Raw genomic sequence first — 13,641 nt, forward strand, 5'->3', positions numbered from 1 at the left:
GCGCCAGGCTCCGGACCGCGACACCCCCGGTGTTTAGAGGTCCTGCGTCGCCGCCCATCGGGCGAGCGGCCACACGATCAGCCCCTGCGCGCCGAGCATCGAGACCGACGCAATCAGGATGCCGACGACCGGATTGCCGTTCTGTGCCTCGGCCGGGAGCACCACCATCAAGGCGGCGATGCCGGCCAGCGTCGTCATCAGGATCATGGGCACGACCCACAGGATCACCATGCGCGGGCCGAAGGCATCCGCCCGCCCGCGCAAGTCGAAATGGGTCGGCAACCGCGCGAACCGGGCATAGCGGCGGTCCGTCCGGACGGCGGCCGCCAGCAGCAGTACGATGGAGACGGCCGCGATCACGATCACGGCCGCGTCCATGGTCAGGCGGCTTCTTCTTTCTTGCCCTTCTTCGCCTCGACCACGCGGACCGGTTCCTTGCGGCCTTCGACCACGTCCTTGTCGACGACGATTTCGGTGACTCCATCCATGTCGGGCAAGTCGAACATGGTATCGAGCAGGATGCCCTCCACGATGGAACGGAGCCCGCGGGCGCCGGTCTTGCGCTGGATGGCCCGCTCGGCAACCGCGCGCAGGGCGTCGTCGGTGAACGTCAGTTCCACGTCTTCCAGGTCGAAGAGCTTGGCATACTGCTTCACCAGCGCGTTCTTCGGTTCGGAAAGGATCTGCACCAGCGCCGCCACGTCGAGATCGTTGAGCGTGGCTATCACCGGCAGGCGGCCGACGAATTCGGGGATCAGGCCGAATTTCAGCAGATCCTCCGGCTCGCACTTCTGGAGCAGTTCGCCCACGCGGCGCTTGTCGGGATCGGCGACATGCGCGCCGAAGCCGATCGAACGCTTCTGCAGGCGGTCGGCGATGATCTTGTCGAGGCCCGCGAAGGCGCCGCCGCAGATGAACAGGATGTTCGTCGTGTCCACCTGCAGGAATTCCTGCTGCGGATGCTTGCGCCCACCCTGCGGCGGCACGGAGGCGGTGGTCCCTTCCATCAGCTTGAGCAGCGCCTGCTGGACGCCTTCACCCGAAACGTCGCGGGTGATGGAGGGATTTTCCGCCTTGCGCGTGATCTTGTCGATCTCGTCGATGTAGACGATGCCGTGCTGCGCCTTCTCGACGTTGTAGTCGCTCGCCTGCAGCAGCTTGAGGATGATGTTCTCGACATCTTCCCCGACATAGCCGGCCTCGGTCAGCGTGGTGGCGTCGGCCATCGTGAACGGCACGTCGAACGTGCGCGCCAGCGTTTGCGCCAGCAGCGTCTTGCCCGAACCGGTCGGGCCGACCAGCAGGATGTTCGACTTGGCAAGTTCGACTTCGCCCGACTTGCCGCTGTGCTTCAGCCGCTTGTAGTGGTTGTGCACCGCGACCGAGAGGACGCGCTTCGCGCGGTCCTGCCCGATCACGTAGTCGTTCAGCGTGGTGAAGATATCGAGCGGCGTCGGAACGTCGCCTTCCTTGCGCCCGGCAATCCCGGCCTTGGTTTCCTCACGGATGATGTCGTTGCACAGCTCGACGCATTCGTCGCAGATGAACACCGTCGGGCCGGCGATCAGCTTGCGCACCTCGTGCTGCGACTTCCCGCAGAAACTGCAGTAAAGGGTGCTCTTGGAGTCCGTTCCGCTCAACTTTGTCATGTCCTGGCTTCCGAAGCCCGGCGCCCGCGGGCGCATGGGGGATTCGTCGACCCTAAGGCCGGAATTGCGATAATCAACCGATTGCGCCTAGCATCCACGCCCTTGCGACAAGCTGAAGGGGCACGGTTGCCCAAATGCTTCGGCCGCACGGACGGCCCTCATTCGGGCGCGCCGCCCGTCCCTTCCGCATCGGCGGCGGTTTCGCTCTCGGGGCGGGTTTCGAACACTTTGTCCACGATGCCGAAGTCGCGCGCTTCCTCCGCTTCGAGGAACGTGTCGCGGTCCATCGCCCGTTCGATCTCCTCCAGCGGCTTGCCGGTGTACTTGGCGTAAAGGCTGTTGAGTCGCGTGCGCATGCGCAGGATTTCGCGCGCCTGTATCTCGATGTCGCTGGCCATGCCGCGGGCGCCGCCCGAAGGCTGGTGGACCATGATCCGCGCGTTGGGCAGCGCGATCCGCATGCCCGGCTCGCCCGCCGCCAGCAGGAAGCTGCCCATCGACGCCGCCTGCCCGACGCACACGGTCGAGACGCGCGGCTTGATGTACTGCATGGTGTCGTGGATCGCCATGCCGGCGGTGACGACACCGCCCGGCGAATTGATGTACATGCTGATAGGCTTCGACGGGTTCTCGCTTTCGAGGAACAGGAGCTGGGCCACGATCAGCGAGGCCATGTTGTCTTCCACCTGGTCGGTCACGAAGACGATGCGTTCGCGCAGCAGGCGCGAAAAGATGTCGAAGCTCCGCTCGCCACGGCTGGTCTGCTCGACAACCACGGGCACGAGCGCGCCGGTGACCGGATCGCGCCGGAACTGGCCCTGGGAGCCATAAGTGTCGCCGTAGCCGCCGAACACGTCGATCATGGGGAATTCGTCCTCTCGTCAGTAATGCGGTGGCCTATGTCGCGAGTGGGCCCGCCATGTTCAAGAGGCTTTCCCCTTCCATGCACGGCCAATCGCCTGCACGCCCGATTACACCGTCATCTTGGGCGACCGGCGGAAGGTCATCGGCCCGGATCCGACGCCTGATTATCGGCTTCTAGGCTTGCGCGCCGTCGCGTTCGCGCCGGTCACGACCGGCCTCTCGCGCTGGATAAAGAAGTTCAGCGCCGTTCGGATGAACGCGATCGCGCCAAGCTGGCCGATCTCGTGCCAGCTCGGCGCCACGGCCGTGCGCAGGATGTCGGCACCCAAAAGCAGCTCCAGCGCCAGGACCAGCCAGCGCCCCGTATGTCCTCTCTGGTATCGTGCGCCGTTTCGGAATGGTCTCCGCTGTGGTGGCGGACCGACAGCAAGAGGCGCAGCACGGCTTAGGCGACGATGACCGCGGCAAGCCCCTCGACCACCAGCGAGGTGGCGAGTGTCATCTCGCGGATCGAGTGCTCAAGCATGAAGGGTGGAACCGGCACACGACGGCGCCGGTTCCGCCGCGGCGATTACTTCTTGGCGGCGGCCTTCTTGGCCGGTGCCTTCTTCGCCGGCTTGTCGGCCCCGGTATCGTCCGCCTTCGCAGCCGTCTTGGCCGGTGCCTTCCGGGCCGGCTTCTCCGCCTCTCCTTCGTCGGAGGACTTGGCGGCGGACTTGCCGGCAGCCTTCTTGGCCGGCGCTCCCTTCGCGGGTTCCGGCTTGTCTTCGGCCCCGGCCTTCGCGGCCTTGGCATCGTCGGCCTTCGCCGCCTTCTTGGCAGGCGCCTTCTTCCTGGCGGGCGCGGGCTCGGCGGTTTCTTCCGCCTCGATCGCGGCCTGCAGTTCCTCGCGGGTCACTTCCCGCTCCGTCACTTCGGCCTTGTCGAACAGGTAATCGACCACTTTGTCTTCATACAGCGGCGCGCGAAGCTGTGCGGCCGCCATGTCGTTGGTCCGGATCAGTTCCATGAAACGCTCGCGGTCGTCCGGGCGATACTGCTGCGCGGCCTGCTGGATCAGCATCGACATTTCCTGCTGCGTCACCTGCACGCCGGCGGCCTGGCCGATTTCCGAAAGCAGCAGGCCCAGGCGCACGCGCCGCTCTGCGATCTTGCGGTAATCGTCCTTCTCGCCTTCGATTTCCTTCAGCGCCTCTTCCGGGTTTTCGTCGTTGGCGGCTTCCTGCTGAAGCTGGGCCCAGATCTGCTCGAACTCGGCATCGACCATGCCCTGCGGCACGTCGAAATCGTGGCCCGAAGCCAGGGTGTCGAGCAGCTGGCGCTTCATCGCCGTGCGCGTGAGGCCGCCGAGCTCCTGTTCCAGCTGTCCCTTCAGCAGGCCGCGGAGTTGTTCCATGCTTTCAAGGCCGAGGGACTTTGCGAAGTCTTCGTCCACCACGGTTTCGTCTTCCACCTGCACCTTGTGCACATGGATCGCGAACTGGGCGTCCTTGCCGGCCAGTTCCTTGGCGGGATAGTCTTCCGGGAACGAGACGGTGATCGTCTTGTCGTCGCCCGCCTTGGCCCCGGCGAGCTGTTCCTCGAAGCCGGGGATGAAGCGGCCGGCGCCGATCACCAGCGGCGTTTCCTCCGCCTTGCCGCCTTCGAATTCGACACCGTCGATGGAGCCGGTGAAGTCGATGATCAGCTGATCGCCGTCGCCGGCCTTCTTCGCCTTGGGCGCATCCTTCCAGCTCTTCTGCTGGCTGGCGATGTTCCCCACAGCCTCGTCCACTTCGGCATCGCTGACGGGAACGGTCAAGCGTTCCAGCTTGAGGCCGTCGATCGTCGGTGCCTCGATCTCGGGCAGCACTTCCAGATCGACCGAGAGCGAGACGTCCTTGCCCTGTTCGTAACCTTCACCCATTTCCACGCGAGGCTGCATGGCGGGGCGCAGCTTCTTCTCGCGCATCAGGCCGTCGACGGCGCCCGTGATCTGTTCGTTGACCACCTGCCCGTGGATCGCGTCCCCGTGCATCTTCCTGACAAGGTTCGCCGGCACCTTGCCGGGACGGAAGCCAGGCATGCGGACCTGCGGGGCGATCTTCTTCACCTCGGCCTCGATCGCGGCGTCGATCTCCTTGGCGGGGATCGTGATCGCATAGGCGCGGCGCAGGCCTTCGGTGGTGGTCTCTTCGATCTTCATGGAGAAACGTAAGCCTTTTTCGAATCAAACAACTGGAATCGCGCTGGGCCTGCGCGGCGGTTGGTGCGGGCGAAGGGACTCGAACCCCCACATCTTGCGATACCGGTACCTAAAACCGGCGCGTCTACCAATTCCGCCACGCCCGCCCGACCGAACACGACCGCGCCGGCAAGTTGCCCTCGCCCGCGAACAGGCGTGCGCCGTTACAGCGCGCACGCCGAAAGGGCAAGCGCGCGGAACGCCACGGGTGTGGCCCGCGTTGGACTATGGAACAGCAAGGAACAACCGATGGCTTCCCAACCCGAAATCCAGCCGGACCCCGGCCCCGACACGATCGATCCCGGCGCTCCGCCGGAAACCCCGCCGGTCATTCCGCCGGCCGAAGATCCCGTTCGCCAGCCGGACGAGGTCAATCCCGTCCCGCCCGACGTGGTCGCGCCTAATCAGCAGCCCGCCGAAATGCCCCCGCCGCAGCAATGAACGGCGGGGAAGAACGCAGGCCGCCGCCCCGCGACCAGGCGAAGACGCTCCCGGACAACGGCCCCGTCATCGATACGGGGCCGTCCAGCGTCGAGGTGGAGCGGGGGGACGCGGACGATGACGATACGCCCCGCCCCGCGGTGCAGCCCGAGATCGTCCCGCCGCCCGACTGACCGGCGCGAGCGGTATTGCCCCGGCCCGGCGGCGCGACTAGGGCGCGCGGCATGAGCGACGAGAAGCCCCAGACCCCGCCCGACCACCTTTCGGTCAACCCGCGCAGCCCGCATTTCGACGAGAGCGTGCTGCAGCGCGGCATCGGCATCCGCTTCAAGGACCGCGTGCGGACCGACGTGGAGGAATATTCAATCTCCGAAGGCTGGATCAGGGTGCAGGCCGGCAAGTCTGTCGACCGCAAGGGCCAGCCGCTCACGATCAAGCTGAACGGTCCTGTCGAAGCCTGGTTCGAAGACCTGGGCGATGAACCGCCGGTTGCGAAGAAGGCCGGCTAGGGCCGCTCGCTCGGCCTAGCTGCCGTAGCGCGCGATCGCGGCCGTGATCGGATCGCGCGGCCGGGCAGGCTCAGCGACTGTACGGCGCGGCCGCGGACCGGCCGTCATGCCGTGCGCGAGGGCCGGCATCGCGGCGCGGGGTTCGCCCAGACTCGCGAAGGCACTGGCGAAGCGCCGGGACGGCGCGGGCGAGATCGGCGGCTGGTCGGTTGCCGGCGCATGGTCCGCGCGCGCCAGCACGCGCCGCCCCCCGAACGGCCCGCCGCCAGCCGGCTCCGGGTAAATGAAGCCCGCCACCGGGAACGCCGTGATCCCCAGCGCTCCGATCGGAGCGTACCAGACCCGCACCTGGCTCCAGTCGTTCGCCGGCGAGACGTCGACGGCCTTGACCCCGCGTTCGACTTGCCCGCGCCGTCCGTTGATCGGCGACCAGTTGGCGTGATCGAGCAGGACCGTGCGGCTGTCCACCACGCTCGCGACCGCCGCCACGTGACCCAGCACCATGCTGCCCGTGGAACGGAACGCCATCACCGCGCCGGGCCGCGGCGTGCTTCCGCGGCGATAGCGCCCTTCGGCCTGGTCCCACCAGGTGTGCGCATCCCCGAAGATCTGGACCCCTGAACGCTCCCGCGCATACGGCACGCATTGCAGGTAGGGAGCGAGCTCGACCTGCCCGGCCGGCGCCTCGAACGCCTCGCTCGCGCTTGCGGCGGCGGGCCCTGAAACAGCCAGCGCGCACATGAGTGCGATGATAGACGCGATACACTTCATGAAGAGAATGATTATCGATCGAAGTTAAAATTCTCTTTGCACGCTTCCGCGCACCCCCGCGCCGGCATCATCGCTTGCCAAGGCGGCCGCAAAGCGCCACCTGCCCGGTTCAGAAAACGAACCCATGAAACCCACCGTCATCATCATCGGCCGCCCCAACGTCGGCAAGTCCACGCTGTTCAATCGGCTGGTGGGCAAGAAGCTGGCCCTGGTCGACGACCAGCCCGGCGTAACGCGCGACAGGCGTATGGGCGATGCCACGATCGCCGGACTTGAATTCACGGTCGTCGACACCGCCGGGTGGGAGGACGACGATCCCGAAACCCTGCCCGGCCGGATGCGCCAGCAGACCGAGGTCAGCCTGGAAGGCGCCGACGCCGCCCTGTTCGTGATCGACGCCCGCGCCGGCGTAACGCCGCTCGATGAAGAGATCGCGCGCTGGCTGCGGACACAGCCCGTGCCGGTCCTGCTCGTCGCCAACAAGGCGGAAGGCCGCGCGGGGGACGCCGGCGTGTTCGAGGCGTTCTCCCTCGGCATGGGCGAGCCGGTCGCCCTTTCGGCCGAGCACGGCGAGGGCGTGGCGGACCTGTTCGACGGGCTCTGGCCGCTGATCGGCGCGGCGGAGGCCGAGCGCGAGGCAGCCGAACGGGCTGGCGAAGCTGCGGAGGAAGAGGGCGCAGCGCTGGGCCCGCTGAAGCTCGCCATCGTCGGTCGCCCGAACGCTGGCAAGTCCACGTTGATCAATCGCCTCCTGGGTGAAGACCGCCTGCTCACCGGGCCGGAAGCCGGGATCACCCGCGATTCGATTGCGGTCGACTGGCAGTGGACCGATCCGGACGGGAACCTGCGCGACGTCCGCCTGATCGACACGGCCGGCATGCGCAAGCGCGCGGCCGTGGTCGACAAGCTGGAAAAGCTGTCGGTCGCCGATGCCAAGCGCGCAGTCGATTTCGCCGAAGTGGTCGTCCTCCTGCTGGACGCGACCCGGGGGCTGGAGCACCAGGACCTCAAGATCGCAGCCCATGTGATCGAGGAAGGTCGCGCGCTGATGGTCGCCATCAACAAGTGGGACATCGCGGAAAACGCCAGCAGCCTGTTCAACGGCATCAAGGCGGCGCTCGAGGACGGGCTTTCGCAGGTGAAAGGCCTGCCGGTGTTCGCTGTCAGCGCGCGGACCGGCAAGGGCCTCGACACGATGCTGAAAGCCGCCTTCGAGATCCGCGAGGCATGGTCCAGGCGCGTGCCCACCGCAGCGCTCAACCGCTGGTTCGACGATGCGCTGGAAGCCAACCCGCCGCCCGCCCCGAAGGGCAAGCGGATCAAGCTGCGCTATATCACCCAGGCAGGCACGCGTCCGCCGCGCTTCGTGGTATTCGGCACGCGACTCGATATGCTACCGCGAAGCTACGAACGTTATCTCGTGAACAGCATCCGCAAGGAACTGGGTTTCGAGGCCGTGCCCGTACGCGTCGTGCTCAAGAGCCCCAAGAACCCGTTCAGCAAGGCGTAGTCACCTCCCGTTTCTTCCCTCCGGCCAGGCGGTCTGGCCGTGGCGCACGAACCGCGGAGCACGTCAGCCCTCCCCGCCCCCACCGGCCGGTTCGCTCTGAAGCTGCACGTAGTTTGCCAGCCCCATGCGCTCGATCATCTCGAACTGGGTTTCGAGGAAATCGACGTGCTCCTCCTCGCTTTCGAGGATGCGTTCGAAGATTTCGCGGCTGACGTAGTCACGCACCGTTTCGCAATGCTGGATCGCGTCCTTCAGCAGCGGGATCGCCTCCATCTCCAGCGCAAGGTCGGCCTTGAGCACTTCCTCGACCGTCTCGCCCACCTTCAGCCGGTTGATCGCCTGGAAGTTGGGCAGCCCGTCGAGGAACAGCACACGCTCCGCCAGTACGTCGGCGTGCTTCATCTCGTCGATCGATTCGTGACGCTCGTACTCGGCAAGGCGGCGAACGCCCCAGTGGTGGAGCACGCGGTAGTGCAGCCAGTACTGGTTGATGGCCGTCAGTTCGTTGGTGAGCGCCTTGTTGAGGTACTCAATGACGGTCGGATCACCCTTCATGACTGGTCTCCTGCTGGATCAATGCCGGTGCCGCGGCGCCCACGCACCATGGCCCCCGGCGACGCCGTCAGCAAGTTATTTGAGGGCGAGAATGGCGGAATTCCGCCATTTGCGAGTGCCTCGCAAGGTCAGGCAGCGATGGGGACCGAGGCCAGTTCGCGCTCCTCATCCATGATGTCTTGCGCGTCTTCGAGGCATTGGCCGCAGTTCGGGCGCTTACCCATCGAAGCATAGACAGCCTCGGCATCCCCGCCGCACCGCAGGGCCTGGCGCCGGAGATCGCATTCGCGGATCGCATTGCAGATGCAGACGTACAAGGACAAACTCCCGACTGGTCCTGCAGTGCTAATGCGAATGGTTCTCACAATCAAGCTTGTTTTCGCATGGGCATCCGCTTGCCATATGTCAGCGAGCGCCAGAGCCATTCGAGCGGGCCGTAGCGGAAGCGGGCGAGCCAGGGCTGTGACCAGCCAAGCATGGCCACACAAGTCACCATGACGATTCCGTAGAGCGCCATCCGGTCTAGCCTGCCGAACAGACCCAACGCCTGAAACACCAGCAGCATGACCACGCTCGTGAAGATGTAATTCGAAAACGCCATGCGGCCGGCCGCCGCGACTCTCGGCGCAAACCAGGCGCCACTCTTCGGGCGCCACGGCGCGAGCAAGGCAGCAAAGCCGACAATGACCGGCAGCCGCGCGACAGGCTGCAAACCGTACTGCGCCAGCAGGGTGCCCGTGTAGCTCAGCCCGTCCCGCATGGCCCAGGCTGCGATCAGAACGGTCAGGACCGACCCGATGACGACCGCGGCCAACGCCCACCGCGCCTGCGCGCAGCGGTCGATCCGTCCGTCGAACAGTCCCAGGCGGTAGAGCGCGGCACCCAAAAGCATCAGTGGCACAGTTTCGGTGAACGATTGGGAAATGCCGTCCAGCCAGTCCCATCGGTGCGCGGCGAACGCATGGGTAACGTATTCGACATAGCCGCCCCCATGCGCGATCGCGGTTTCGCGCTGGGCGTCCAGATGCTCGCTCGCCGGACCGGCCCGGTCGGTCCCGGAGGCCCACCACCCTCCGAAGACCAGCGCGCTGCTTACCGCGCCGAAGAGATATCCGGTCATCGCCGCGCCGATCTGCGTGACGGGCGACCACCGTAGCATCGGCAACACCAGGAGGCCGCACACGGCGTAGGACGCCAGTATGTCCCCGCGCCAGAGGAAGTAGAAGTGGAGAAGTCCGAACGCGAACAGCCACGCCAGCCGGCGGAGCTGGAGGAGGTCGCCTTGCCCGCGCGCCGCAGCGCGTTCCGCGAACAGGGCCATTCCAGCGCCGAAGAGCAGTGAGAAGAGCCCGCGCATCTTCCCGTCGATCACGACGAACTGCGCGGCCCACAGCCACGGATCTGCGGTGCCCGGCGGCGTCGCGAACCCGCCCGGCCAAGTGTAGGCGATGAAGGGTTGCCCGAAGGCGACGATGTTTGCAGCAAGGATGCCCATGACCGCGACCCCGCGTGTCAGGTCGAGGCTAGCCAGCCGTCTGTCCGCGGGCAGCTGTGGCATGTGCGGATCGGTCACCGGGCAGCGTTAGAGCGAGCCGGGCGCCCACTCAACGGTGCAGGCATCGCATCCGCTTGCGTTGCCGGACGCACGTGGCACAACCGGTCCATGAAAACCGCATTCATTCTCGCCGCGGCGCTGATGGCGCTGCCGGCCATCGCCCGGGACTCCTCGCCACCGCCGCCTTCCCCTGGGGAACTCGTCGCCGGCGCTGCTGCTGATGAGTGGGTCACGATCCTGCCCGACGATCTTCTGGTCATGGACCTCGCCCCTGACGCCCGCGGGCCGCGGCGTGTCTTCATCCAGCTGATCGCGCCCCCGTACAGCCAGCCGTGGACGGCGAACGTCCGCACTCTCGCGAAGGCGGGCTGGTGGGATGGGCTCGCGATCGTGCGCAGCCAGGACAACTACGTCGTCCAATGGGGGGATCCTGACGCGGAGGACGCCGGGAAAGCAAAGGCACTTCCTAAAGGAATGCATGCAACGACCGAGCAGGGCTATGTACGTCAGCTAGATGCAGTGGCGATGCTCATCGATCCATGCGGGGATCGCAGCCATGTTCCTGCGACCTGGCTGTGCGATGCCTACGCACCGGGCGCAACATTCCGCAGCGGCTGGCCGATCGCGACGGACGGCGTCCGCGAATGGCCGGTACACTGCTACGGCACAGTCGGCGTGGGCCGAGGCATGTCGCCGGATGCCGGTACGGGTGCAGAACTCTATGCCGTCATTGGCCATGCCCCGCGCCATCTCGACCGTAACATTGCCGTCGTCGGCCGCGTGATCGAAGGGATGGAGCATCTATCCACACTGCCCCGCGGTACCGAAGCGCTGGGTTTCTACGCGACACCGGCGGAGCGCACACCTATCGTCTCGATGCGTCTCGCCAGCGAATTGCCGGCGGCCGATCGCCCCCGCTTCGAATACCTTTCGACGGAGGTCATCACGTTCGCCCGCTATGCCGACGCGCGTGCGAACCGGCGCGATCCGTTCTTTATCGCGCCCGCTGGCGGCGCCGATGTCTGCAACATCCCGGTGCCGGTGAGGCGCGCACCCTGAAGCGCCTCGCTCTTGTCATCGGAAGGAAAGCGCTACAGAGCCGGAATGAAGCGGGCGGGCACCTTCGCCTGCCGCCGCAAGGTGCGAGACATGCCCAGACATAGAGACGACGCCGCCCGCGAATTCCGCCGCATGATGCGCTGGATCGCCATCGTGGGCGTGCTGATGGTGATCGCTGCGCTCGTCTATCTCAAGATCGTCGGCGCCTGGCACCTCCATGCGGTCATCGCCACCGTGCTCGGCGTCTTCGTCTCGGTTCTGCTCGGCAGCGGGCTGTTCGCGCTCGCGTTCTTCAGCGACAAAAGCGGCCACGACGACAATGTGACCGATGCGACCCGCCGCCGCGACCGGGACGAACGCTGAGTATCTACACCCTCAGCTAGAGCCGTTCCGCCTGGGCCACCGCGTCGCTGGCGCGCAGGGCGCTGAGGATTCGGGTCAGGTGGGCAAGGTCCTTGACGTCCAGTTCCACGTCATAGGTGCTGAAGGGATGATCCGTGTGGGTCTGTTCCAGGACGACCACGTTCGCCAGGTTCTTGGCGAAAAGACCGGCCATTTCGGCCAGTGTTCCGGGTCGATCGTACAGCGTTACGCGTAGCCGCCCGACAGCGCCGTGGCTATGGCGTCCCCAGCTGAGGTCGATCCAGTGCGCGTCGATGCCGCTCGCGAGCTCCAGGCAGTCGATGGCGTGGACTTCCACCGGCTCCCCTTCCTTGCGTAGGCCGACGATGCGGTCGCCCGGCACCGGGTGACAGCACTGGGCGAGGTGAAAGCCGACGCCCGCCGTCAGGCCGCGGATCGAGATCGCCTTTTCCTGCCGCGGCCATTCCGCAGCCTCTTCCAGCTCGGCGGTGCTGCCCGGCATCAGGGCTTCCATGACCGCGCGGTCGCCGAGCTTGTTGGCGCCCACCGCGTACATCAGGTCGTCCTCGTCCTCCAGCTCAAGCCGACGGACAGCCTCACGGATCGCTTTCTTGCCGATCTTGGCGGGGACACGCGCCGCAATCTCTTCGAACAGCTTGCGGCCCAGCGCGGCGACCTCGTCCCGCTCCTTCAGGCGCACGCTGCGGCGGATCGCCGCCCGCGCCTTGCCGGTGGCGACGAAACCCAGCCAACTCATCTGCGGCTGCGCCTGCTTGCCCTTGATGATCTCCACCACGTCACCGTTGTTGAGCGCGGTGCGCAAGGGCATGTGCCGCCCGTTGATTTTCGCCCCCACCGTCTGTGCGCCGAGATCCGTGTGGACCGCGAAGGCGAAATCGACCGGCGTGGCGCCCTTGGGCAGCTGGAACAGCGCACCCTTGGGTGTGAAGGCGAAAATGCGATCCTGATAGATCGCCATGCGCGTGTTCTCGAGCAGCTCTTCGGCGTCGTGGCTGGCATCGACGATCTCGATCAGATCGCGCAGCCAGCTGACCTGCCCATCAGGCCGATCACCTTGCTTGTAGGCCCAGTGGGCCGCGAGGCCGAATTCGTTGGTGCGGTGCATGTCGCGTGTGCGGATCTGGACCTCCACGCGCATGGAATTTTCGTAGATCAGGCTGGTGTGCAAGCTGCGATAACCGTTGGATTTCGGCGTGGAGATGTAGTCCTTGAACTTGCCCGGAATGAATTGCCATGTGGTATGGAGCACCCCCAGCGCGCGGTAGCAGTCGGCCTCGGATTCGGCGATCACGCGAAACGCCATGATATCCGTCACCTGTTCGAAGCTGACGTGCCGTTCGGCCATCTTGCGCCAGATCGAATAGGGGTGTTTCTCCCGGCCCGAGACCTCGACCTTCATCCCCGCTTCGGCCAACGCCTGCTTGATCGCGAGAGCGATCGAATCGACCTGGCCCCCGTCGGCGCTGCGGATCTGCGCCAGTCGCCCGGTTATCGTGGCATAAGCCTCCGGCTCGATCTGCTCGAACGCGAGCATCTGCATCTCGCGCATGTATTCGTACATGCCCACCCGCTCCGCGAGAGGCGCATAGATATCCATCGTCTCGCGGCTGATGCGCTGGCGTTTTTCGGGTGACTTGATGAAGTGCAGCGTCCGCATGTTGTGCAGCCGGTCGCCCAGCTTCACCAGCAGCACGCGGATATCCTCGCTCATGGCGAGCAGGAACTTGCGCAGGTTCTCGGCCGCGCGCTCGTTCTCGGGCATCGCCTCGATCTTCGAAAGCTTGGTCACGCCGTCGACCAGCCGCGCGACATCGGGTCCGAACTTGTCCTCGACGTCCTCTATGGTCGCCAGCGTGTCTTCCACGGTGTCGTGCAGCAGGGCCGTAACGATCGTTTCCTGATCCAGCTTCAGGTCGGTCATCAGCCCGGCGACCTCTACCGGATGGCTGAAGTAAGGGTCGCCGCTGGCGCGTTTCTGGGTGCCGTGTTTCTGCACAGTGTAGACGTACGCGCGGTTGAGCAGCGCCTCATCGGCATCGGGGTCGTATTCCTTGACCCGTTCGACAAGTTCGTACTGGCGCAACATCGCCTGCTAAATGGGCGGATTGCGCTCGCCAGGG

The 13,641-nt window shown here is 65.8% G+C and carries 15 protein-coding genes, 1 tRNA gene and 1 pseudogene; 6 read left to right on the forward strand and 11 right to left on the reverse strand.

Translation table 11 applies throughout. The features are described 5' to 3' along the window. Positions 1 to 33 precede the first annotated feature (33 nt). From GRI40_RS05485 to GRI40_RS05510, 6 genes and pseudogenes are all read right to left on the reverse strand, one after another. Positions 34 to 378: a DUF1648 domain-containing protein gene (locus GRI40_RS05485; protein ID WP_160610409.1), complete on the reverse strand. Its 345-nt coding sequence runs from the start codon at positions 376 to 378 to the stop codon at positions 34 to 36. Positions 379 to 380: 2 nt separating this feature from the next. Further along, positions 381 to 1,649 carry an ATP-dependent Clp protease ATP-binding subunit ClpX gene (gene clpX, locus GRI40_RS05490; RefSeq protein ID WP_160610410.1) on the reverse strand — a complete coding sequence of 423 codons (1,269 nt, stop codon included), beginning with the start codon at positions 1,647 to 1,649 and terminating at the stop codon, positions 381 to 383. Between the two features lie 158 nt (positions 1,650 to 1,807). After that, a complete protein-coding gene (locus GRI40_RS05495; RefSeq protein WP_160610411.1) occupies positions 1,808 to 2,512 on the reverse strand; it encodes an ATP-dependent Clp protease proteolytic subunit in 705 nt (234 codons plus the stop codon). A 165-nt stretch (positions 2,513 to 2,677) separates the two neighbouring features. Continuing rightward, positions 2,678 to 2,881 (reverse strand): annotated as a pseudogene (locus GRI40_RS05500) (DUF1622 domain-containing protein); the annotation flags it as partial. Between the two features lie 203 nt (positions 2,882 to 3,084). Beyond that, positions 3,085 to 4,698, reverse strand: a complete 1,614-nt coding sequence (gene tig / locus GRI40_RS05505; RefSeq protein WP_160610412.1) for a trigger factor — start codon at positions 4,696 to 4,698, stop codon at positions 3,085 to 3,087. Between the two features lie 61 nt (positions 4,699 to 4,759). Beyond that, a tRNA-Leu gene (locus GRI40_RS05510) sits at positions 4,760 to 4,844 on the reverse strand. A gap of 142 nt (positions 4,845 to 4,986) precedes the next feature. Here GRI40_RS05510 and GRI40_RS05515 point away from each other — a divergent pair. Genes GRI40_RS05515 through GRI40_RS05525 form a run of 3 tightly spaced genes read left to right on the forward strand, consistent with a single transcriptional unit; the run spans position 4,987 to position 5,687 of the window. Continuing rightward, entirely contained in the window at positions 4,987 to 5,178 is a 192-nt protein-coding gene (locus tag GRI40_RS05515) for a hypothetical protein (protein ID WP_160610413.1), read from the forward strand. After that, entirely contained in the window at positions 5,175 to 5,351 is a 177-nt protein-coding gene (locus GRI40_RS05520; RefSeq protein ID WP_160610414.1) for a hypothetical protein, read from the forward strand. The genes GRI40_RS05515 and GRI40_RS05520 overlap by 4 nt, the downstream gene beginning before the upstream one ends. 51 nt (positions 5,352 to 5,402) lie before the next feature. Then, positions 5,403 to 5,687 (forward strand): DUF3297 family protein, encoded by a 285-nt coding sequence (locus GRI40_RS05525; protein WP_160610415.1) that lies wholly within the window; start codon positions 5,403 to 5,405, stop codon positions 5,685 to 5,687. A 15-nt stretch (positions 5,688 to 5,702) separates the two neighbouring features. Here the strand turns inward: GRI40_RS05525 and GRI40_RS05530 are convergent, their stop codons facing one another. Then, positions 5,703 to 6,458, reverse strand: coding sequence for a CHAP domain-containing protein (locus GRI40_RS05530; RefSeq protein ID WP_160610416.1), 756 nt, complete (start codon positions 6,456 to 6,458; stop codon positions 5,703 to 5,705). 124 nt (positions 6,459 to 6,582) lie between these two features. Here GRI40_RS05530 and der point away from each other — a divergent pair, with 124 nt between their 5' ends. Beyond that, a complete protein-coding gene (gene der / locus GRI40_RS05535; RefSeq protein WP_160610417.1) occupies positions 6,583 to 7,968 on the forward strand; it encodes a ribosome biogenesis GTPase Der in 1,386 nt (461 codons plus the stop codon). 63 nt (positions 7,969 to 8,031) lie between these two features. Here der and bfr read toward each other — a convergent pair whose 3' ends face one another. From bfr to GRI40_RS05550, 3 genes are all read right to left on the reverse strand, one after another. Then, a complete protein-coding gene (gene bfr / locus GRI40_RS05540) occupies positions 8,032 to 8,523 on the reverse strand; it encodes a bacterioferritin (protein WP_160610418.1) in 492 nt (163 codons plus the stop codon). 128 nt (positions 8,524 to 8,651) lie between these two features. Next, positions 8,652 to 8,840, reverse strand: a complete 189-nt coding sequence (locus tag GRI40_RS05545; protein ID WP_160610419.1) for a (2Fe-2S)-binding protein — start codon at positions 8,838 to 8,840, stop codon at positions 8,652 to 8,654. A 50-nt stretch (positions 8,841 to 8,890) separates the two neighbouring features. Further along, positions 8,891 to 10,096, reverse strand: coding sequence for a DUF418 domain-containing protein (locus GRI40_RS05550; protein WP_337190502.1), 1,206 nt, complete (start codon positions 10,094 to 10,096; stop codon positions 8,891 to 8,893). A gap of 90 nt (positions 10,097 to 10,186) precedes the next feature. Between GRI40_RS05550 and GRI40_RS05555 the strand changes: the two genes are divergently transcribed. Together GRI40_RS05555 and GRI40_RS05560 are read left to right on the forward strand one after the other, a co-directional pair. Then, positions 10,187 to 11,137: a peptidylprolyl isomerase gene (locus GRI40_RS05555; RefSeq protein WP_160610420.1), complete on the forward strand. Its 951-nt coding sequence runs from the start codon at positions 10,187 to 10,189 to the stop codon at positions 11,135 to 11,137. 90 nt (positions 11,138 to 11,227) lie between these two features. After that, positions 11,228 to 11,500: an adenosylcobinamide-GDP ribazoletransferase gene (locus GRI40_RS05560; protein ID WP_160610421.1), complete on the forward strand. Its 273-nt coding sequence runs from the start codon at positions 11,228 to 11,230 to the stop codon at positions 11,498 to 11,500. Between the two features lie 16 nt (positions 11,501 to 11,516). Here GRI40_RS05560 and GRI40_RS05565 read toward each other — a convergent pair whose 3' ends face one another. Then, complete coding sequence (locus GRI40_RS05565; protein ID WP_160610422.1) at positions 11,517 to 13,607, reverse strand: RelA/SpoT family protein; 2,091 nt, start codon at positions 13,605 to 13,607, stop codon at positions 11,517 to 11,519. Between the last annotated feature and the right edge of the window lie 34 nt (positions 13,608 to 13,641).

Source organism: Tsuneonella aeria (assembly GCF_009827495.1).
Classification (GTDB): Bacteria; Pseudomonadota; Alphaproteobacteria; order Sphingomonadales; family Sphingomonadaceae; genus Tsuneonella; species Tsuneonella aeria.